The organism is Kribbella sp. VKM Ac-2566, assembly GCF_004366005.1.
In the GTDB taxonomy this organism is placed as follows: Bacteria; Actinomycetota; Actinomycetes; order Propionibacteriales; family Kribbellaceae; genus Kribbella; species Kribbella pratensis.
Map to the genome: position 1 here is coordinate 1000577 of NZ_SODT01000008.1, position 19526 is coordinate 1020102.

Sequence of the window (19526 nt, forward strand, 5' to 3'; positions counted from 1 at the left end):
GTTCAGGCCAGAAGAGCCCTGGCGAATGCGTCCCGGTGGGCGGCCATCCATGCCTGGATGCGATCCCATCGCTCCCAACCGCCGTGCTCGGCCAACGCCAGCGTGAAAGTCGTGTCACCGCCGGCCACGCGGGTAGCAACGAAGGATCGGGCGACCTCGGTTGCCTGCTCGATGACAGCCGGCAGGTCAACGCGGTCCTGCGGCGCCAGACCGTAGCCGTCGGCAAGGACGCGCAGGCGCTTCATGGTGTCGAGCTGGTCGCGCCCCGACACGGCCGCCGATTCGGGGTCCAGCATCGGCACCCAGTAGCGGGCCGCCATCGCCACATCCCACACCGGTCGGCCAGGGGCTGCCAGGTCGAAGTCGATCACGGCAGCTGCGCGGCCGTCGCGGAAGATCACGTTCTCCACGCAGACGTCGTTGTGGCACAGCAGCGTGCCGCCCTGCGGATCGGCGAGATCCGAGGCCCAGCCGGCGGAGGGGTCGAGGGGTATGTCCGCGGACGCGTCATGCAAACGCCGCAGCAAAGCCCCCACGGAGCGCACGGCGGTCTCCGTCAGTGCCCATGCCGGATAGGGCGCCAGGGCGACATTGCCAGGGATAAAGGTGAGTTCCTCACGTCCCATTGGAGAGATCCGTAGCGGGATGGGGGCGGCGTCGAACCCGTTGTCCGCCAGCGCTTGGAGATGAGCGTGGATCGCTCGGGCGTTGGGTGGTGCCGGCCGCTCCACCACCGCGCCGCGGCGAACGACCGCGCCCGCGTTGGCCATGCCCCCGATCAGTGCCCCGTCGTCCACTACTGAGCCTCCCGCCTCAAAGCGTCGTACTGCACCGCCCGTTCGCCGGCACACAATTTGATCATGCGGATCCTGGGCAGCCTCCTGAGGCCCGATCACGAACTACGGGTGGAGTACAAGCTGAAAGGCATCGCGGCGTGAGCCGGTCTGCTTGGATGGGCGGTGATGACCAGGCAACCAACACTGTTCTTGACCGTGGGACTTCCATGTACCGGGAAGACCACTGCTGCGCGGCGCATAGAGATCGAGCACCAGGCACTTCGCTTGACGAAGGACGAATGGGTGAAGGCCCTCTACGGGCACGAGAACCCGCCCGCGGCCCAGCGTGTGATCGAAGGACGACTGATCCAGATCGGCCTGCGCTCTCTCGAACTCGGCAACAACGTCGTGATCGACTACGGCCTCTGGAGTCGGGACGAACGCTCCGCTCTACGGCAGGCCGCAGCAGACATCGGCGCGAAGGTAGAGATGCGGTACTTCGAACTGGCCGCAACCGAACAGCGGAAACGACTCGATCAGCGCCAAGCCGAAGCGCCACACACGACCTGGCCCATGTCCGACGAGGAACTGGCCGAGTGGGCCGCCAGCATCGATATCCCGACACCAGGCGAACTGGACGGCACCGAACCCATCGATGACCCACCGGCCGGATTCGCAACCTGGGCCGAGTGGCGCAACCACCACTGGCCGCCAACAGCCTCCTGACATTCCTCACCTGCGGTGGAGCGAGAGACGGGTTCAGCCGCGCGTGGCCGGGGCGACCTCGCGGACCATTACGCAGTTGCCCAGGCCCTTGGGCCGGTCGTAGGTGAAGCCCTCGCGCTCGTACATCGTGCGGGTGCCGTTGTAGAGGAACGACGAGTTCTTCTTCCGGACCCCGCCGGTGTCGTGCGGATAGCCCTCAACCAGGCCGCCTCCGGCCTGCGCGATCAACCCGACGGCTCCGCGCAGGGCGATCGCCGCAAGGCCGTGACCGCGACGATCGCGCTCGACCAGGATGCAGGTGACCCGGTAGTCGGGCAGCCGCTCGGCAGTGGCGACGTACTCTTTGCGGTGCTGGATGTTGGGCAGTTCCTCGGGTGATCCGTACTCCGCCCAGGCGACGGCTCGATCGCCGTCGTAAACCAGCGCCGCGTGCGCGATCCCCTCGGCGACCAGACGTTGCTTCAGCGCCCGGTTCCCCTCGGCGCTCTGCCCCTTCTCCGCGCACTCGGGATGGAAATGCGTACACCAGCAACTGGCGAACATGCCCTTGTTCCGCTCGACGAGAGCGGCGAAGTCGTCGAACGTCTCCGGCGTGAGCGCCTTGATCGTGAAGTCGGACATATTGGCACGGTACGCCCGATTCCGGACGATCAGCGTCCGGAAGCCCAAACTGCCACGACGACGTACGCGCCGTCGCGGCCAACGAGCCGCCGTCGTGCGGAGCGATGGACGAGATACTGCCGTCATGCAAAGGCCCGACTGGTAAACCGGCCTCTGATTCGCTGGGAGCTAACTCCAGCATGATGGGCCGTCGCGGGGATCCACGGCACGGCAGGATCAGAACTCGGTTGACAGCGGACGGGGCCGATCGGTCGGATGGGCTCGTGACTTCCCACGTCGACCAGGCAGCCATCAGCACACCGCTCGTCCGCGAGCTGGTGGCCGCGCAGTTCCCGCAGTGGGCCGCGTTGCCGTTGGAGCCGGTCGACTCCAGCGGATTGGTGAACGCGATCTACCGCCTCGGTACCGACCTTTCCGTACGGCTGCCGCACCGCCCCTCGATCACCGACGAAGTACGACGGGAGCAGGCAAAACTCGCCGCACTCGCGCCGTTCCTGCCCGTGGCCATCCCTTCTGTCGAGGCGATCGGCTCGGCCACCGCGGCGTACCCAGGCGAGTGGTCCGTCCACCGCTGGCTCGCCGGCACGCACCCGTCCCCCCACGCGCTGGTTGATCCGCGTGGGCTGGCGACGGACCTCGCGGCGTTCGTCGACGCCTTCCGACGGATCGACCTGCCGGACCGGCCACCTGCGTACCCGGGCGAGCGCCGGACGCGCGCTCCGATGGTCTCGATGGACTCCGCGACGCGGGAGGCGATCAGCGAGCTGGATGGCCTGATCGACACGCACGCAGCACTGGCGTCGTGGGAGGAGTCGCTCACGGCGCCGTATGACGGGCGCGAGGTGTGGGTGCACTCGGACCTGACGCCGAGCAACTTGCTCGTGTCGGCGGAGGGCCGGCTGACCGCGGTACTCGACTTCGAGACGTGCGGTGTCGGCGATCCGGCGTGCGATCTGTTCCCCGTGTGGTACCTGCTGCCCGCGAGCGTCCACGACGAGTTCCGCGCCACGCTGGACGTGGACGACCCGACATGGCTCCGCGGTCGCGGACGCGTGCTCTCCCAAGCCGTGATCGTGTTGCGCTACTTCAAGGACACCAACCCAGCACTCGCAAACTACGCACACCACGCCGTCAGCAAGGTGCTCGCAGCTTCGTGTAGGCCTCATGATTAGAGGAACGGCTCGCAAGTACTAGTGGAACGGCTGGCGCAGTGCAGGCCTCATTCACTACACCGCGCCGGCCGGTCTTGGGTCCCCGCCTGAGCCGTCAGGGGAATACAGGGGTGACGAGAGCTCAGGCAGGGACGAATGGGAAGCGAGGCCGAGCGTCTGCGTGGGAGCTCGGACGGCGCTCGCCTGGCCGGTGGGAGCCATCACGGCATCGTGAGCACCTGTGCACCAGTTGCGGCTTCGAAATAGTCCCTGATACGACCCGGAGACCCGAGCACAGCAAAGTGCAGCATGCTCGGCAGGAGCACCCTCTCGATCTGGTCGCGGACGACAGTGTCAAGCAGGCGGCCGAAGGCAGCCGGCGATCGGGTGCCTTCCTCAACAAAGATGGCCGCCAGTTCGAGGTCGGAGGTCGCAGCGAACTGAGTTAGGCGTTCCTTGGTCCGGTTGACTTCAGACGTGCACATCAAGAGATGTTCGCGCAGGTAGGCGCAGGCGCGCGGATGCTCGGACTGTTGACCGCGGTCCTCAGGATCGCAGTTACAGGAGAGCGAGTAGCAGGTCCCTGCGGGATGTACGCGCTGCAGATCCCGAGTGCGCACGGCGGTGGTCATACCAACGACGCTACAAAGGGGCCGCCAGCAACTACCAGGTAGTTGCGAGCAGTTGCTACCCCAATTCGTCCAGGACGCGCAGGATCAGGCGGCGGGCATCGCGTCCGTAGACCGCCGGCTGACGCAGTTCCTCGAACATTCGCTCATACAGCCCAATCTCTTGAGGCTGACTTACGTCGATGCTGGCGGTCGGCGTTTCAAGCGACACCAGTGCGTCATCGAAGATCCAAAAGCCGGTCGACCCCACGGTCCGGCGCTGCACCATTAGGGGGACGACGCCAAACGAGATGTTGGGCAGTGTCATGACCGACAACAAGCGGTCGAGCTGGCCCGCCATAGTGGCCGCGGTGCCGAACTGCGTGCGGATAGCGGCTTCTTCCAGAACCACGGAGAAGGTCTTGGCTGCCCGGTACAAGATGGCTTGGCGCTCAATTCGGGCCGCCACCGCGGCCTCGATGTCGTTACGCGTGTCCAAGAAGTCGATCCAGAAGCTCAGCAACTCGGCGGCGTACTCAGCGGTCTGGAACAAGCCGGGGATGACGTTGTGCTCGTAGATCCGAAAACGTTCGGTTCGCTCGAACAGGTCGCCGCGCGTCTGGAGGAGCTGCTTCATGCCGGCGCGGGTACGGCGTTTGAACTCCATGTACATGGACTCCACGGCGCGGGCTTGCGCGATGAGGTCGGGGATCTGGTCCTCGGCTGAGCAGGCGGCGCACCAGGTGCGGATGTCCGGATCGGTCGGGCCCTGGACGCCGTTCTCGATCTTGCTGACACGCGTAAAGTGCCAGCCTGTCGCGACCGCGAGTTCGCGACCGGACAGACCGGCATCTTTGCGCAGTTCCCGCAGCCGCAGGCCGAGTGCTTGCTGAGCCTTGCGGGCGGCGTCAGACGGGCTTGTACTCACTGTGCCGAATGGAGAGTGCCCAGACCTTCTCGAAGGCGGCCGAGCACATCTCGATGACGGCCGCGTCGGTCGTGATGGTGAAGGCCGTGTTCAAGCCGGACCCGGCGTAGTGCAAGAACACGACTTGTTGGTCGTCGATGAGGTAGAAGTCGTTGCCCGGCAGGCAGATGGTTGACGTGAGCCGGCGCGGTACCCAGCGGATGTCCTCGCCTGCGTCGACCATGGGGTGAGCGATGCTGTAACTCCAGCGCTGGTAGTCGCTCAGAGGCTCGGAGACGACGCGGGCCCGCCGGATACTCCGACCGGCGCGCACGTGGTCGCGCAGTTCTTGGCACCACTCTTCGAGCCAGGCAAGGTCATCCGGCTCGCCTCGAGCCCACTTGGCCATATAGGGCAGCTCAGTTTCGGTGCCGTAGGCATCACGGGTCTCGAGGTGAACCGCCGAGCGCTGAAACGACGACAGCAGCTCGGACAGATCGTCAGACGTTATCTGCTGCACGACCCTCCTGGAAGAAGAACGGGATCATCCGATCCGGGATCTCGACGGCGGACTCACCATCAGGAAGGTTGAGCGTAGCGAGCGCGTCCGCGTCGTTGATGACCCAACCTTGGACGACCCAGCTGCCCCGGTCGGTCTTGTAGAGCGTGGGTGAGTTGTTCGGGTTCGAATCGGGATCGCCTGCGATCAAGGTCAGACGCATGTTGATCTCCCTGGGTGGGCGGTTGCGGTTGGTTGCCGGTGACTACCCTCCGCTTGCACGTGATTGCGGTCAAGGGTTGTTGCGAGATGTTGCGAGGCGAGTTTGAGCGCAGGTCAGGCTGTCCGGAGGGCCGGCACGCCTCTGGCGACTTGGACGACGCGACATGGCCCCGCGGACGCGGCCGCGTGCTGTCCCAGGCCCTGATTGTGCTGCGGTACTTCAAGGACACCAACCCGGCCCTCGCGAACTACGCGCGGCACGCCATCGGCAAGGTGCTCGCAACTCCTCGATGAGCTGTCGCCGGGGAGCTGCGGCACAGCTACGGCGGCCGTTCCTGATCGAGGGAGCGGAGGCGATGGACCAGACCTTGCGCCGGAACCTGTCGTCACTCACTTAGTCACTCAAGTCATGAAGAAAGCCGGTTCTCCGAGTGGAGAACCGGCCTCTGATCTGCGGTGGAGCTTAGGGGATTCGAACCCCTGACCTCTTCCATGCCATGGAAGCGCGCTACCAACTGCGCCAAAGCCCCGCGGTGTCTTGCGACTCCGAAAGCTTAGCGGATGAGTGCCTGCAAAGAAAAATCGGTTCCCTCGTGGGGCTGGTGAGGTAGACAACAGGCTGTTTGCGGCCTGTCGGCGGGTACGACGAGAGCCTGATCTGCACGGTTTATCCGCCGCACACAGTACGTCGCACCGCGGCCCCGGGGCAGGCAGGATCCACCACCAACCGGTTGCCCTGCCACACCACTCCACGGGGGCAACCAATCCGCCACGGGCCGTGCGGCGAGGACCAGTGCGCGCACCGCCGGAGGCGGCCAGAAGACAGCCGCCGCGAAGCGGTTACCGCTGCGTTCTCTAACCACAGTTGGTACGCCGAGGACAGTGCGTGAGGCGCGGGGCGCGCGCCTCACGCAGCCGCCGCGAAGCGGTGTCCATCCTGCGCGCCTCAACCACGGTTCGTACGCCGTGGACGGTTCGCCGAGGGGCAGGATGCGCGCCCGCCGAAGGCGCAAAAGACAGCCGCCGCGAAGCGGTGTCTTGCTTACCTTTGGGGGTCGTCGCTCATTACTGGTTCGGGGAGGGAGCCGGCGTTCCATTCTTCGATTCGCCAGCCGGAGCGGCCGGGGAGGAGGGAGACCCAGTTGCAGTTGGCGAGGCCTCCGAAGGCGGGCCAGTTGGCTTGCGGGATGCCGAGGAACAGGCAGATGCCGACGCGGGCGGCGAGGCCGTGGGTGGCGATCACGATGGTGTCCTCGGAGGATCCCTCCGCGGAGATCCGGGACAGCGCGTCCGCGAACCGATCAGCGACTTCTTCGACGGTTTCGCCGTTGGAGCCGCGCCGCTGCGGTTCGCCGCTGCGGATCCGGGTAGCCGCCTCGGGGTTGACGGCGGCGAGCTCGGACATGGTGAGGCCGGCCCAGTCGTCGACGTCGATCTCGCGGAGCGCCTCGTCGTACTCGATCTTCAGGCCGATCAGTGCGGCGAGCTCACCCGCGGTGGACGCGGCGCGTTGCAGGTCGCTGGCGAAGAGCCGTGTCGGCGCGAGGGACGCGAGTCGTGCGGCCGCGGCGCGTGCTTGCGCTACGCCGACCGTGTCGAGCGGGATGTCGGCCTGACCCTGGATCTTGTCGTGCAGGTTCCATTCCGTCCGGCCGTGCCGCCAGACGATCAGTCGGCCCGCGCTCATTCCGCCGAAGCCGAACCAGGGACGGGCGACGGCAGCGGGATGACCGGGCAGTCGCGCCACAGGCGCTCCAGCGAGTAGAACGAGCGCTCCTCGTCGTGCTGGACGTGGATGACGATCTCGAGGTAGTCGAGCAGCACCCAGCGGCCCTCGCGGGCGCCCTCCCGGCGGACCGGCTTCGCGTCGAAGTCGACGCGGAGCTTCTCCTCGATCGCGTCGACGATCGCGCGCACCTGGCGGTCGTTGGAGGCGGACGCGACCAGGAACGCGTCGGTGATGGCGAGCTGCTCCGACACGTCGAAGGCGAGGACATTCTCGGCCTTCTTGTCGTGGGCCGCTTCCGCAGCCGCGGTCAGCAGCTCGATGGCGCGTTCACTGGCAGGCATAAAACGTCCTAACGGTTGGTGTAGAGCTCACGCTTGGCGATGTACTGGACGATGCCGTCCGGCACCAGGTACCAGGTCGGGTTGCCCTTGGCGACCCGGGCACGGCACTCGGTCGACGAGATCGCCAGCGCCGGCACCTCGAGCAGGGTGATCCGGTTCATCGGCAGCTGGTCCAGCGGCAGCTCGAGGCTTTCGGTGCCGGGCCGCGTACAGCCGACGAACTGGGCCAGCTTGAACATCTCGTCGACGTCCCGCCAGGTCAGAATCTGGGCGAGCGCGTCGGCGCCGGTGATGAAGAACAGCTCGGCATCCGGGTACAGCTTGGACAGGTCCCGCAGGGTGTCGATCGTGTACGTCGGACCAGGCCGGTCGATGTCGACCCGGCTGACCGAGAACCGCGGGTTCGACGCGGTCGCGATGACCGTCATCAGGTACCGGTCCTCGGGCGGCGAGACCTTGCGATCCGACTTCTGCCACGGCTGGCCGGTCGGGACGAAGATCACCTCGTCGAGGTCGAAGTACGACTGCACCTCGCTGGCCGCGACCAGGTGCCCGTGATGGATCGGGTCGAACGTGCCACCCATCACGCCGATGCGTCGTACCCGCTCCACAAAAGCCACGTCAGCCCTTCACCAAGCCCCTCAGCTGTGCGGCCGGCCCTTGCCCATGATGACGGTGACGAGCAGCAGCAGGACGAGGACGAAGAGCGCGAACCCGCCGTACCACCACTTCGAGATGTGCGAAGCCTCGACCGCGGCCTCTTCGAGAGCCGCGACCTGCGGCACCAGGAGCGTGAACATGAGGCAGAGCCTATCTCGTGACCGCCGGAACGACAGCGACCGGTGGCCCCGGACGCTCGCTGCGGGACACCGGTCGCGATAGGAAGGTCAGTTGTGGCGGGCGTTGCGGGTCAGCAGCCGGCGCCAGGTGGACGGAACGGCGTGCGCGCGGCGGGCCTGCGCTGCGGCGCGGTGCATCTCGTCGATCCGGGCACGGGCAACTTCGGGGGTGATCATGGTTCCTTCACAGGGTTGGTACGGCGGAACCGGGGCGAACTGTCCCCGGTACCTCAAATTGTACGGTAAGAGTTACGCTCTCACAAACGAATTAAAGGCGCAGGACATTCCTCGCCTTGGAATCAGCGGTGAATAGGAGGCGTCATGGACGCGATCGATCGGCAGCTGATCGAGGCGCTCCGGCTGAACGGCCGCTCCAGCTGGGCCGAGCTCGGCCGGGTGGTCGGACTGTCCGGCCCGAGCGTCCAGGAGCGGGTACGACGTCTCGAGGAGCGCGGTGTACTGCTCGGCTACCGCGCGGTGGTCGCCCCGGACCAGGTCGGCCTCGGCACGAGCGCGCTGATCGGGCTGTTCCAGCGCGACGACGTCGAGACCGACGACATCGTCGAGCAGGTCCGCGAGATTCCCGCAGTCGAGGACTGCTGGTTCGTCGCCGGCGATCAGGAGCTCGTGGTCAAGGTTCGGGTGGCCGACGTGACGCAACTGGAGGCGGTCGTCGGCTCGCTGCGGCGCGTGAACGGCGTGGTCAGGACGCGGACGACGGTTGTGCTGTCGACTCGCTGGGAAGGACGTCCCGCGCCTTTACCCGAGTGAGCAGCAGTACGGCGCCCGCAGCCAGCGCCAGGCCTGCGGCGACCGGGTAGAGCAATCGCGGCGCGTGCTGGTACGCCGCACCGCCGAGCGCCGGCGCGAGGAACATGCCGCTGATCGACGCGGCGGCGTACAGGCTCGAGTACCGCCCGACCATCCCCTCCGGCGCCGCATCGGCCACGTGCGCGGTGGCGGTCGGCTTGTAGAGCATCTCCCCCGCCGTCATCACCACGATCGCGAGCGCGGCCCCCGCCAGCGCCGGCCAGACGCCGATGATCGCGAGCCCCAGGCCGATGCACGCGAAGCCGGCCGCGATCACCCGGGTCGCGCGATGACCCTGGAGGCGTACGGCGATCGGCGCCTCGAAGAGGACGATGACGACCGAACTGGCCCCGAGCAGTACGCCGTACGCGACGGCCGGCGTACCCGCATCGCGCAGGAGCAGCGGCATCGTGGCGAAGATCTGCCGGTAGGCGGTGTCGACCACCACGATCGTCGCCAGCACCATCAGGACCGGACGATCGCCCAGCACCGACTTCCACAAACCGGTTGCCGACGGCCCCGGAGTACGACGCGCACTCGGAACCCAGCGCCACACGATCACGGCCATGACCAGGCTGGTGACGGCGTCGACGACGAAGACCAGCGAGAAGTCGTACGCCGCGAGCAGGCCGCCGAGGGGCGGTCCGATGGTGAAGCCGGCGTTGGCTGCGGTGCGGGACAGCGCGACACCCTCGCGCCGGCGTTCGGGCGGGAGCGACGTCGTGACGAGGGCGCTCAGATTGGGACGCCCGGCCCCGCCGAACAGCCCCGCTAGCGCTGCTAGAAAAGCTAGCGCTGCTCCCGGCACGAAGGGCATCGCGACGCACGCGGCCGCCCACAGCAGCTGGCTCGCGAGCGCCGCCGTACGCAGACCGAACCGGTCGCCGAACCAGCCGCCGCCGAGGTTGCCGCCGACCAGGCCGACGCCGTACGCCGCCGCAGCGAACCCGGCCTGCTGCGCCGACATACCGCGGTCCCCGACGAGGTAGAGCGTGAGGTAGACCCAGGCGAGCGCGCCGGCCCCGTTGACGAGCTGGCCGACCATCACCGCCTTGAGCCAGGTGGGCAGCTCCGCGATCCGGCGCCAGTACACGTCCGCCCCCTCGGTTATAGTGAGTTCCTGTTGGGAACTTACTCGACCGGCCACTGTGCCAGCAACCGGGATTCCAAGGAGCGCGGACATGCGGCGGAGCACCTTCTCGCCGGAGCCGGACTGTGCGATCGCGCAGTCCCTCGGCGTCATCGGCGACGGCTGGGAACTGCTGATCGTCCGCGATCTGGCCCGCGGGCTGGCGCGGTTCGACGAACTCGCGGGGTCGTTGCACATCTCCCGGAAGGTGCTGACCGAGCGGCTGAACGGCCTGCTGGAGAGCGGGATCGTCGAGCGGTCGGCGTACCAGGACCGGCCGACGCGCTACGCCTATGAGTTGACGCCGCGTGGGCGCGCACTGCTGCCGGTCCTCGTCGCGCTGCAGGACTGGGGTGACCGCTGGCTGCTCGGTGACGGGTCACTCACCGGGACGAACACCGCGGACGAGCCGCCGGCGCAACGCCTGCAGGAGCTGGTGGGTCAACGGGTGCCGTACGTCGCTTTGCCGTCGATCGCTGGTACGACGGTTGACGTGGTGGACGCGGACGCGCGAGCGACTGTGCTGTTCGGGTACCCGGCGACCGGGCGACCAACTCGACTACCGGACGGATGGGACGAGATCGCCGGAGCGGCCGGATGCACGCTGGAGAATCGGCTCTTCGCGGGCCGGTACGACGACTTCGCGTCTCAGCGGATCGCGGTCCGTGGGGTGAGCACTCAGCGGACCGATGAGCAGCAGGCGTTCGCCCGGGCGGAAGAGATCCCGCACCTGCTGCTGTCCGATGTCGATCTGGAGCTGGTGGCGGCGCTGCGGTTGCCGACCTTCCGGGCCGGCGGGTACGAGCGGTTGAAGCGGGTCGTGCTGGTGGTTGGCGCGGACCGGGTGGTGCAGGCCGTGCGGTACCCGGTCTCCGATATCGCGGATACCGTCGAGTGGGCGCTCACGACTGCTTGAAGAAGGACTTCACCTCGGCGGCGATGCGCCGTACGACCTCGGGCTTGCCGTTGGGGGTTGACGCCGCCGGGGTCCGAGGACGAGCCGTGGTCGTAGCCGTCGAACTCGATCCGGCGGCAGTGCGGCAGCACCTTCTCCAAGGTCGCTCGGCCGGGAGCGAGGCCTGGAAGACCTTTGCGGCCGCCGAGGAGCAGGACCTCGGCCTCGACGGTGCGGAACTTGTCGAAGGTGCCGCCCAGTTCGGCCACGACCGTGCCCTCGGCGTGGACGGTGGGAGCCAACTGGCGCATGGTGATCGCCCCGGTGTCGGCCTGGCGCTCCTCCTTCGCCATCATCTTCTCCGTCATCCAGCGCAGCAGGCCGCGCGGCATCATCTTGAGGAACGCCGGCGCCATCTCGAAGCCGAACATGCTCGTCACCATCGCTCCGGCCACGTCGCCGCGGGCGATCTCCTGGTCGAACCGCGCCAGCCACTCGCGATGCGGCGCGCCGTCGGCGACGATCGCAGGTTCGTAGAGCGCGATCTGCTTGAGGTTCGGGAGGGTGCGGGCGGCCTCCAGGACGACCGCTCCCCCGGCGCTGACGCCGAACGCGCGCTCGGCTCCGGCTGCGGTGAGAACGGCGTCCAGGTCCTCGATCTCGGTGCGGACGCCGTGGTCCGGCTTGTGCGGGCCGGAGAGCCCGCGGCCGCGACGGTCCGGGAGGTAGACGGTGAACTCGTCGGCCAGCGCCTCCGCGAACAGCGTGTGGCTGCGGGCCGACTCCATGCTGCCGTGCAGGACGACGACGGCCGGGCCCTCTCCGGTCTTGTAGTAGCCGATCTCCGTGCCGTCGCGGGAGGTGACGGTGCCCTGGGTCAGTTCTGCTGCTCTCATGGATCGATAGTTACATGCGATCTAGTTACATTGCAACTAGTTTCTTTGTCCCCTATGGTGGAGGGGTGACTTTTCGACGCTCAACGCTGGCGCTGGCGATCCTCGGCCTGCTGGAGAACGGGCCGATGCATCCGTACGGAATCCAGCGGCTGATCAAGCAATGGGGCAAGGACCAGGTGGTCAACGTCGGGCAGCGGACCAGCCTGTATCGGATGATCGTGCGTCTGGAGGAAGCCGGCCTGATCACGGCCGGCGCGACGGAGCAGGACGAGCGGTATCCGGAGCGGACGGTCTACCACCTGACCGCTGAGGGGCGGGAGATCTGCCGGGAATGGTTGGCGGAGATCCTGACGACGCCGCGGAACGAGTTCCCGGAGTTCCCGGCGGGGTTGTCGTTCGTGATGCTGGTGCCGCCGGAGACCGCGGGTGAGTTGCTTGGTCAGCGGCGCGAGCGGTTGACGAAGCGGATCGCGGAGTTGCAACTGGAGCTTCGGTCGGAGGTGGACGGGCAGCCGGTCCCCCGGTTCGCGCTGCTCGAGACGGAGTACCAGGTCGCGGTCGCCGTGGCCGAGGCGAAGTGGATCGACTCGGTCCTCCACGACCTCCGAACAGGCACCCTCACCTGGACCCCGGGCCCGGTATGAGCACACCCCGAAGCACAGGGTCGGAGCGTGACCGGCACAGGGGGTTGGGACGTGACCGGCACAGGGGGTTGGGACGTGACCGGCACAGGGTCGGGACGTGACCGGCACAGGGGTCGGGACGTGACCGGCACAGGAACGACGAGGTCGGACGTGAAGCGACCTGGGAACGGCGAGCCGGGATGACGGCGCGGGGTGGCGACGCGCCGGGTGGTGACGCGCCGGGTGGTGACGCGCCGGGTGGTGACGCGCCGGGTGGTGACGCGCCGGGTGGTGACGCGCCGGGTGGTGACGCGCCGGGTGGTGATGCGCCGGGTGGTGATGCGCCGGGTGGTGATGCGCGGGGTGGTGATGCGCGGGGTGGTGATGCGCGGGGTGGTGGTGTGGGGGTTGAGGTTTGGTGGGTGGGGGTTGAGGCGGCTCGGGACGAGTTCGTGCGGGATCTGGATGAGGTCGAGCGGGGGCGGTTGGCGGCTTATCTGCGGGAGGCGGACAAGGCGCGGTTTCTGCTGGGGGTGACGTTGGTGCGGCGAGTGCTGGCTCAGAGGTTTTCATTGCCTGCAGCAAGGGTTGTCTTGGACAGGACGTGCCCGGCGTGCAGGAAGCCGCATGGGAAGGTGCGGGCTGCGGGGGTCGAGTTGTCGGTGACGCATTCGGGTGATCTGGTGGGGATCGCGGTGGCTGATCGGCCGGTGGGGCTGGATGTGGAGAAGGTCGACCTGGGGGTCGACGTCGATGCGGTGGCTCGGGTTGCGTTGACGGACGCGGAGATGCGCGAGTTGAGCGGGTACGACGGGGTCGCGAAGGCGCGGGCGTTCACGACGTACTGGACGCGGAAAGAGGCAGTCGTGAAGGCAACTGGTGAAGGACTACGCGGGGATCTGCGCGCGGCGGTGCCGGATGGTGTTCAGGTGCGGGATTTGGAGGTGGGGGTAGAGCATTGCGCGGCGCTTGCGGTGGTCTCAGGCGAGCGCCCCGTCGTGCAGGTGCATGACGGGGCGCGGTTACTCGGGTGATTTAGGTGCGGATCTGGCCTTCGCCGGTGACCACGTACTTGGTCGAGGTCATTTCGGGCAGGCCCATGGGGCCGCGGGCGTGGAGTTTCTGGGTGGAGATGCCGATCTCGGCGCCGAAGCCGAACTCGCCGCCGTCGGTGAAGCGGGTGCTCGCGTTCACCACGACCGCCGCCGAGTCGACTGCGGTCGTGAACCGGCGCGCGGCCGCCTGCGAGCGGGTGATGATCGCGTCGGTGTGACCGGAGCTGTAGCGGCGGATGTGCTGCACCGCGTCCTCGAGCGAGTCGACGACGGCCGCCGACAGATCGAGCGAGTTGTACTCCGCCCCGAAGTCCTCCTCGGTCGCCTCCACCACCGAACCAACCACGGCACCAACACCCACCACGGCACCCGCACCCTCGACGTCATCCGCACCCTCGACGGCGGCACCCGCGTCCGTCGTCGGCCGGTTGTTGCTGATCGCAACTACCTTCGGGTCGCCGTGGACGGTGACGCCGGCTTCGGCGAGCGCGGGCAGCGCACGGGCCAGGAACTCGTCGGCCACCGATGCGTGCACCAGCAGGGATTCGGCCGCGTTGCACACGCTCGGGCGCTGGGTCTTGGAGTTGAGCAGGATCTCCAGGCCGAGGTCGAGATCCGCCTCCGCGTCGATGTACACGTGACAGTTGCCGACCCCGGTCTCGATCACCGGCACGGACGACTCGCTGACCACCGTCTGGATGAGCCCGGCGCCGCCGCGCGGGATCAGTACGTCGACCAGACCGCGCGCCTGCATGAGTTCCTTCACTGCGGCCCGATCCGTCGGCACGCCCTGCACGACGTCCGCCGGTAGCCCGGCCGACTCGGCGGCGTCCCGCAGTACGGCGATGATCGCCTCGTTGGACGCTGCCGCGGACGACGAACCGCGCAACAGGACCGCGTTCCCGGACTTCAGGCAGATGCCCGCGGCGTCGGCGGTCACGTTCGGCCGGGCCTCGTAGATGATCCCGACGACGCCGAACGGTACCCGCACCTGGCGGAGCTCGAGTCCGTTGGGCAGCGTGTACCCGCGGACCACTTCACCGATCGGGTCCGCCAGCCCCGCGAGCTGCTCCAGCCCGGCCGCCATCGCGTCGACCCGCGAAGGGTCCAGCGCCAGCCGGTCGACCGTGGATTCGGGCGTTCCGGCATCCCGCGCCGCCGCCACGTCCTTCGCGTTCGCCGCGACGATCGCGTCGGTGTTCGCCCGCAGCGCCGCCGCCATCGCGTGCAACGCCGCGTCCTTGGTCGCCCGGGACGCCTCCGCCAACGCGTACGACGCCACCCGCGCCCGCCGCGCCAACTCGATGATCTCGCTCACCCCTTCATCGTATGACCCGACACTCACGAAGAAGGACGCCGATCTCACCAGACGGCCCGGACGCCTGCCACTCATCAACCGCCGGCTCCTCGCCGCGACCGCGCGTGAGCATCCCGACAGATCGCCCGTCCGGACGGGGTTGATGAGTGGTGGGGATCCGCGGATCGCCAGGCCATCACAATCGCTCGCAGAACGCGCGACCGAGCGTGGCGGCGGCCACCGGACACGCATTGTGATGGGCTTCAGGTCCGTCGCAGGCGGGGAAGACGGGCGATCGCGTGTGGCAGCGGGACGATCGCGGCCAGGGCGACGGTGAGGCGGCGATCGGTCGGAGCGATGGGTACGCCCTCGCTCTTCAGTCGCCGCCACGCCCACGCGCTGAACGGGATCACCACCAACGGAGTCGTGATCAGGCCGGGGGTGTAGCGGCGCAGTACGGCGGACTGTGCCAAGTGGGTGCCGGCGTGCAGGCCGAAGCCTGCCAATGCTGCCTGGAAGAACTTGCTCCGCCCACCCGTCGCAGCACCCGCAGCTGAAGCGGCTGCCATGGCTACCCCGGTCAGGGCGATCGCGGTGGTCGCCTCGGTGCGTGACATCGGCAGCACCTTCGCCAGCGGCGCCGGGAGGTCGGTGCGTTGTGAGAACGACGGCATCGTGGCCAGTTCTTCAAGGTCGTGGACGATCCACGCCGCGACCAGGCCCCACGCCACCTTCCTCACAGGAGAACCAGGTCGTCGCGGTGGACTACCTCGCGCTCGTACGCCGCACCTAGCTCGCGGGCCAGGTCTCGGGTGGTGCGGCCGAGCAGGTCGGGGAGTTCGGAGGCGTCGTAGTTCACCAGCCCGCGGGCGATGACGACACCCGTCGGCGACACGAGGTCTACCGGGTCGCCGGCGGAGAAAGTGCCTTCTACCGCGGTGATTCCGGCCGGTAGGAGCGATGCGCGGCGCTGCGTGACCGCACGGACGGCTCCTTCGTCCAACCGCAGGATGCCTTGACCCGACGTGGCGTGGGCCAGCCACAGCAGGCGCGTCTTGCGGCGCCGGCCGGTCGGGTGGAACAGCGTACCGACGGGCTCCCCGCGGAGCGCCTCGCCGACCCGCCCGGCGGAGGTCAGGATCACCGGAATCCCTGCCTCCGTAGCGATTGCGGCCGCCTCGACCTTCGTCTGCATGCCCCCCGTGCCGACGCTCGACGAGCCGGTCTTCCCGATCGCGAGCGGCTCCAGGTCGGCGGCGCCACGGATCTCGGTGACCATCGACGTACCGGGTTTGCGCGGATCCCCGTCGTACAGACCGTCGACGTCGGAGAGCAGGAGCAGCAGGTTGGCGTGCACGAGATGACTGGTCAGCGCCGCGAGCCGGTCGTTGTCGCCGAAGCGGATCTCGGTGGTCGCGACCGTGTCGTTCTCGTTCACGATCGGTACGACGCCCAGCTCGAGCAACCGCGCGAACGTCCGGTAGGCATTGCGGTAGTGCGATCGGCGCGTCACATCGTCCACCGTCAGCAGCACCTGCCCGACCCGCAAACCGTGCGCCGCGAAGGCATCGCTGTAGCGGGCCATCAACAGTCCCTGACCGACCGACGCGGCGGCCTGCTGCGTCGCCAGGTCACGCGGCCGGGTCCGCAATCCCATCGGAGCCAGGCCGGCGGCGATCGCGCCGGACGAGACGAGCACGACCTCGGCGCCCTCCACCCGGCGTGCCGCGATGGCGTCGACGAGCAGGCGGAGCCGTTCGAGGTCGATCTTGCCGCGCTGGGTCAGCGACGACGAGCCGACCTTCACGACGATTCGCGTGGCGTTCACAGCCTCCGCGCGCCCTGTCCTGGGATGCACCGTCATGGATCAACCGTTCTGGTCGAGTTCCTCCTGCGCCGCCAGCTCGCGCGCCTCTTTGCGCGCCAGCTTCGCCGCAGCGTCTGCTGCTCGTTTCGCCTCGGCCGGGGACAGGTCGACCTCGTCGGCGTCCCAGTTCTGGCCGTACTCCGACCAGTCCTCGGTCCGCTCGCCCTCCCGGAAGGCGTGGTACTCGGTGTCCTTCGTCCGCCGCCGCTGCGCCGCGGGACGATCCTCCTCGAGCCGGTGGTCCTCACCGCGCCGGGCGAGGATCTCCGCACCGGCCTGGACGTCGGGCGCGAAGTCGAACACGATCGCGTTCGGTCCGTCCCCGATCACGACCGCGTCGCCCGGGTTCGCACCGAGCTTGAGCAGCTCCTCCTCGACCCCGAGCCGGTTCAACCGGTCGGCGAGGTACCCGGTCGCCTCCGCGTTCGCGAAGTCTGTCTGCCGCACCCAGCGCTCGGGCTTCTGGCCCTGCACCAGCCAGCCGCTGTCGTCCGGCAGCTTCTTCACCTTGAACTCGGGCCCGCCCTGCACCTGCGGCCGGATCACGATCCGCGTGGTGTCGGGTTTCGCCTGCTCCGCACGCCGCCGGACGACGATCTCGGCCATCGCGAACTTCAAGGCCTCCAGGCCTTCGTGCGAAGCGGTCGAGATCGGGAAGACCCGGTACCCGCGCTCCTCGAGCTCGGCCTGCACCATCTCGGCGATCTCGCGGGCGTCCGGTACGTCGATCTTGTTCAGGGCAACGAGTCGCGGCCGGTCCTCGAGCCCGCCGTGCGCCGCGAGCTCCCCCTCGATCGTGTCGAGGTCGCTCAACGGATCCCGGCCCGGCTCGTACGTCGCGCAGTCGATGACATGCACCAGTGCCGCACACCGCTCCACGTGCCGCAGGAAATCGTGCCCGAGCCCGCGCCCCTCGCTCGCACCCTCGATCAGACCGGGTACGTCGGCGACGGTGAACGTGGTGTCACCGGCAACGACCACGCCGAGGTTCGGGATCAGGGTGGTGAACGGGTAGTCCGCGATCTTCGGCCGGGCGCGGCTGATCGAGGCGACCAGCGACGACTTGCCGGCGCTCGGGAACCCGACCAGGCCGACGTCGGCGACGACCTTCAGCTCCAGGACGAGCGTCCGCTCCTCGCCCTCCTCACCGAGCAGCGCGAACCCGGGCGCCTTCCGCGAACTGCTCGCCAGCGCTGCGTTGCCCAGACCGCCCTTACCGCCCTGCGCCGCGACGAACTCCGCGCCCGGCCCGACCAGATCCGCGAGAACCTCGCCGCTCGCCGTACTGACGACGGTGCCGTCCGGGACGCCGAGGACCACATCGCCGCCGTTGGCGCCGGCCTGGTGGTCACCCTTGCCCTGGGCACCGTTCGTGGCGGTGCGGTGGCTGGAGCGGTGGTAATCGACGAGCGTCGTGACGTCGGGATCGACGCGCAGGATCACGCTGCCGCCGTCGCCGCCGTTCCCGCCGTCGGGGCCGCCGAGCGGCTTGAACTTCTCCCGGTGCACCGAGGCGCAGCCGTTTCCGCCGCGGCCCGCGGTGACATGCACCGTGACGCGGTCGACGAAGCTGGGGATGGCCATCGGTGGTTCTGCTTTCTGTAGGGGCCGGACCGCCAGGCCATCACAATCGCCGCACTCCGCGGCGACTCCCGCTCACGCTCCGGCGGTAGGGCCGGTTGTGATGGTGTGGGCGTCCGTAGTGGTAAAGCAAAAGGGCGGGTCGCGGAATTCCGCGACCCGCCCTTTGCAGAGCTGCTGATACGTCCGGGTGGCGGTGTTACTCCGCCGGGGCCGGGACGATGTTGACGACGCGGCGACCGCGCCGGGTGCCGAACTCCACCTTGCCCTCGGCCAGCGCGAACAGCGTGTCGTCGCCGCCACGGCCGACCAGGTTGCCCGGGTGGAAGTGGGTGCCACGCTGACGGACGATGATCTCGCCGGCGTTGACCAGCTGACCGCCGTACCGCTTCACGCCGAGGCGCTGGGCGTTGGAGTCGCGACCGTTACGGGTCGACGCTGCTCCCTTTTTGTGTGCCATGTCTTGATCAGCTCACTTCTTCTTCGCGTCGATCGCGGTGACCTTGACCTGGGTGTAGTGCTGACGGTGCCCCTGGCGCTTGCGGTAACCGGTCTTGTTCTTGTACTTGAGGATGTGGATCTTCGGGCCCTTGGTGCGGCCCAGGACCTCGGCCGACACGGCCACGTTGGCGAGCGCCGCAGCGTCGGCCGTCACGGTGTCGCCATCCACGACGAGCACCGCCGGCAGCGACACAGTGTCGCCCACCTGGTCGGTCAGGCTGTCGATCTCGATGACATCGCCGACGGCGACCTTCTGCTGGGTGCCGCCACTGCGCACGATCGCGTACACCGTGGATCTCACTCTCTGCTGGATCGGAAAACTTACGGGGGCCTGCACAGACCTGGCGGCCCACACAAACATGGCACGCGGGGAACGCGCGCCGACGCTCAAGTTTACGGGTCCCCTCACAAGCGGGTCAAACTGGCTGCCCCGGCCCGTGAGGGACCCACATC

At 68.1% G+C, this 19526-nt stretch carries 25 protein-coding genes, 1 tRNA gene and 1 pseudogene; 7 read left to right on the forward strand and 20 right to left on the reverse strand.

The features are described from left to right. Nucleotides 1-2: 2 nt before the first annotated feature. Nucleotides 3-797: a phosphotransferase gene (locus EV647_RS07645; RefSeq protein ID WP_202876064.1), complete on the reverse strand. Its 795-nt coding sequence runs from the start codon at nucleotides 795-797 to the stop codon at nucleotides 3-5. A gap of 165 nt (nucleotides 798-962) precedes the next feature. Here EV647_RS07645 and EV647_RS07650 point away from each other — a divergent pair, with 165 nt between their 5' ends. Continuing rightward, complete coding sequence (locus EV647_RS07650; RefSeq protein WP_134000425.1) at nucleotides 963-1502, forward strand: ATP-binding protein; 540 nt, start codon at nucleotides 963-965, stop codon at nucleotides 1500-1502. A 33-nt stretch (nucleotides 1503-1535) separates the two neighbouring features. On the opposite strand, the gene EV647_RS07655 is transcribed toward EV647_RS07650, so the two are convergent. Beyond that, nucleotides 1536-2123: a GNAT family N-acetyltransferase gene (locus EV647_RS07655; protein ID WP_134000428.1), complete on the reverse strand. Its 588-nt coding sequence runs from the start codon at nucleotides 2121-2123 to the stop codon at nucleotides 1536-1538. A 263-nt stretch (nucleotides 2124-2386) separates the two neighbouring features. Between EV647_RS07655 and EV647_RS07660 the strand changes: the two genes are divergently transcribed. Then, the gene (locus EV647_RS07660) at nucleotides 2387-3295 is read left to right on the forward strand and encodes an aminoglycoside phosphotransferase family protein (protein WP_238177077.1); all 909 of its coding nucleotides are present in this window, start codon (nucleotides 2387-2389) and stop codon (nucleotides 3293-3295) included. A 200-nt stretch (nucleotides 3296-3495) separates the two neighbouring features. On the opposite strand, the gene EV647_RS07665 is transcribed toward EV647_RS07660, so the two are convergent. From EV647_RS07665 to EV647_RS07680, 4 genes are read right to left on the reverse strand one after another with little or no spacing between them, the layout of a single operon-like run. After that, on the reverse strand, nucleotides 3496-3906 hold the full coding sequence (locus EV647_RS07665; protein ID WP_134000431.1) for a hypothetical protein: 411 nt from the start codon (nucleotides 3904-3906) through the stop codon (nucleotides 3496-3498). A 55-nt stretch (nucleotides 3907-3961) separates the two neighbouring features. Continuing rightward, complete coding sequence (locus EV647_RS07670; protein ID WP_134000434.1) at nucleotides 3962-4810, reverse strand: helix-turn-helix transcriptional regulator; 849 nt, start codon at nucleotides 4808-4810, stop codon at nucleotides 3962-3964. Beyond that, nucleotides 4791-5309, reverse strand: a complete 519-nt coding sequence (locus tag EV647_RS07675; RefSeq protein WP_134000437.1) for a DUF6879 family protein — start codon at nucleotides 5307-5309, stop codon at nucleotides 4791-4793. Before EV647_RS07675 ends, EV647_RS07670 begins: the two co-directional genes overlap by 20 nt. Beyond that, complete coding sequence (locus EV647_RS07680; RefSeq protein WP_134000440.1) at nucleotides 5290-5511, reverse strand: hypothetical protein; 222 nt, start codon at nucleotides 5509-5511, stop codon at nucleotides 5290-5292. Before EV647_RS07680 ends, EV647_RS07675 begins: the two co-directional genes overlap by 20 nt. 149 nt (nucleotides 5512-5660) lie before the next feature. On the opposite strand from EV647_RS07680, the gene EV647_RS07685 reads away from it, so the two are divergent. Continuing rightward, the gene (locus EV647_RS07685) at nucleotides 5661-5804 is read left to right on the forward strand and encodes a hypothetical protein (RefSeq protein ID WP_202870867.1); all 144 of its coding nucleotides are present in this window, start codon (nucleotides 5661-5663) and stop codon (nucleotides 5802-5804) included. A gap of 163 nt (nucleotides 5805-5967) precedes the next feature. Here the strand turns inward: EV647_RS07685 and EV647_RS07690 are convergent. The 6 genes from EV647_RS07690 to EV647_RS43355 all read right to left on the reverse strand — a co-directional run bounded on the left by EV647_RS07690 (nucleotide 5968) and on the right by EV647_RS43355 (nucleotide 8596). Then, nucleotides 5968-6040 (reverse strand) — tRNA-Ala (locus EV647_RS07690). A 512-nt stretch (nucleotides 6041-6552) separates the two neighbouring features. Then, nucleotides 6553-7197 carry a histidine phosphatase family protein gene (locus EV647_RS07695; RefSeq protein WP_134000442.1) on the reverse strand — a complete coding sequence of 215 codons (645 nt, stop codon included), beginning with the start codon at nucleotides 7195-7197 and terminating at the stop codon, nucleotides 6553-6555. Then, nucleotides 7194-7580 (reverse strand): ribosome silencing factor, encoded by a 387-nt coding sequence (rsfS, locus tag EV647_RS07700; RefSeq protein WP_131343193.1) that lies wholly within the window; start codon nucleotides 7578-7580, stop codon nucleotides 7194-7196. Before rsfS ends, EV647_RS07695 begins: the two co-directional genes overlap by 4 nt. 8 nt (nucleotides 7581-7588) lie before the next feature. Next, nucleotides 7589-8200 (reverse strand): nicotinate-nucleotide adenylyltransferase, encoded by a 612-nt coding sequence (gene nadD / locus EV647_RS07705; RefSeq protein WP_134000444.1) that lies wholly within the window; start codon nucleotides 8198-8200, stop codon nucleotides 7589-7591. 21 nt (nucleotides 8201-8221) lie between these two features. Next, entirely contained in the window at nucleotides 8222-8380 is a 159-nt protein-coding gene (locus EV647_RS41915) for a hypothetical protein (protein ID WP_165546626.1), read from the reverse strand. A gap of 87 nt (nucleotides 8381-8467) precedes the next feature. After that, complete coding sequence (locus EV647_RS43355; RefSeq protein WP_255512140.1) at nucleotides 8468-8596, reverse strand: hypothetical protein; 129 nt, start codon at nucleotides 8594-8596, stop codon at nucleotides 8468-8470. Between the two features lie 144 nt (nucleotides 8597-8740). Between EV647_RS43355 and EV647_RS07710 the strand changes: the two genes are divergently transcribed. After that, entirely contained in the window at nucleotides 8741-9190 is a 450-nt protein-coding gene (locus EV647_RS07710) for an Lrp/AsnC family transcriptional regulator (protein WP_134000446.1), read from the forward strand. On the opposite strand, the gene EV647_RS07715 is transcribed toward EV647_RS07710, so the two are convergent. Next, nucleotides 9123-10322 carry an MFS transporter gene (locus EV647_RS07715; protein ID WP_238177081.1) on the reverse strand — a complete coding sequence of 400 codons (1200 nt, stop codon included), beginning with the start codon at nucleotides 10320-10322 and terminating at the stop codon, nucleotides 9123-9125. The two genes, EV647_RS07710 and EV647_RS07715, sit on opposite strands and share 68 nt — an antisense overlap. Before the next feature lie 88 nt (nucleotides 10323-10410). Here EV647_RS07715 and EV647_RS07720 point away from each other — a divergent pair, with 88 nt between their 5' ends. Further along, nucleotides 10411-11274 carry a winged helix-turn-helix transcriptional regulator gene (locus tag EV647_RS07720; protein ID WP_134000450.1) on the forward strand — a complete coding sequence of 288 codons (864 nt, stop codon included), beginning with the start codon at nucleotides 10411-10413 and terminating at the stop codon, nucleotides 11272-11274. A gap of 95 nt (nucleotides 11275-11369) precedes the next feature. Here EV647_RS07720 and EV647_RS42865 read toward each other — a convergent pair. After that, nucleotides 11370-12149 (reverse strand): annotated as a pseudogene (locus EV647_RS42865) (alpha/beta fold hydrolase); the annotation flags it as partial. 65 nt (nucleotides 12150-12214) lie between these two features. Between EV647_RS42865 and EV647_RS07730 the strand changes: the two are divergent. Both EV647_RS07730 and EV647_RS43360 read left to right on the forward strand, forming a co-directional pair. Beyond that, a complete protein-coding gene (locus EV647_RS07730; protein WP_202876066.1) occupies nucleotides 12215-12793 on the forward strand; it encodes a PadR family transcriptional regulator in 579 nt (192 codons plus the stop codon). A 401-nt stretch (nucleotides 12794-13194) separates the two neighbouring features. After that, nucleotides 13195-13806 (forward strand): 4'-phosphopantetheinyl transferase superfamily protein, encoded by a 612-nt coding sequence (locus EV647_RS43360; RefSeq protein WP_166680243.1) that lies wholly within the window; start codon nucleotides 13195-13197, stop codon nucleotides 13804-13806. 1 nt (nucleotide 13807) lies between these two features. Here EV647_RS43360 and EV647_RS07740 read toward each other — a convergent pair whose 3' ends face one another. From EV647_RS07740 to rplU, 6 genes are all read right to left on the reverse strand, one after another. Next, nucleotides 13808-15145, reverse strand: coding sequence for a glutamate-5-semialdehyde dehydrogenase (locus EV647_RS07740; RefSeq protein WP_134000458.1), 1338 nt, complete (start codon nucleotides 15143-15145; stop codon nucleotides 13808-13810). Between the two features lie 242 nt (nucleotides 15146-15387). Then, nucleotides 15388-15864 carry an HXXEE domain-containing protein gene (locus tag EV647_RS07745; protein ID WP_202876068.1) on the reverse strand — a complete coding sequence of 159 codons (477 nt, stop codon included), beginning with the start codon at nucleotides 15862-15864 and terminating at the stop codon, nucleotides 15388-15390. Continuing rightward, complete coding sequence (gene proB / locus EV647_RS07750) at nucleotides 15861-16988, reverse strand: glutamate 5-kinase (RefSeq protein ID WP_134000460.1); 1128 nt, start codon at nucleotides 16986-16988, stop codon at nucleotides 15861-15863. Before proB ends, EV647_RS07745 begins: the two co-directional genes overlap by 4 nt. 3 nt (nucleotides 16989-16991) lie before the next feature. Continuing rightward, nucleotides 16992-18575: a GTPase ObgE gene (obgE, locus tag EV647_RS07755; RefSeq protein ID WP_134000462.1), complete on the reverse strand. Its 1584-nt coding sequence runs from the start codon at nucleotides 18573-18575 to the stop codon at nucleotides 16992-16994. Between the two features lie 196 nt (nucleotides 18576-18771). Next, the gene (gene rpmA, locus EV647_RS07760; RefSeq protein ID WP_132405181.1) at nucleotides 18772-19032 is read right to left on the reverse strand and encodes a 50S ribosomal protein L27; all 261 of its coding nucleotides are present in this window, start codon (nucleotides 19030-19032) and stop codon (nucleotides 18772-18774) included. A gap of 12 nt (nucleotides 19033-19044) precedes the next feature. Continuing rightward, nucleotides 19045-19362 (reverse strand): 50S ribosomal protein L21, encoded by a 318-nt coding sequence (gene rplU, locus EV647_RS07765; RefSeq protein ID WP_133780972.1) that lies wholly within the window; start codon nucleotides 19360-19362, stop codon nucleotides 19045-19047. Between the last annotated feature and the right edge of the window lie 164 nt (nucleotides 19363-19526).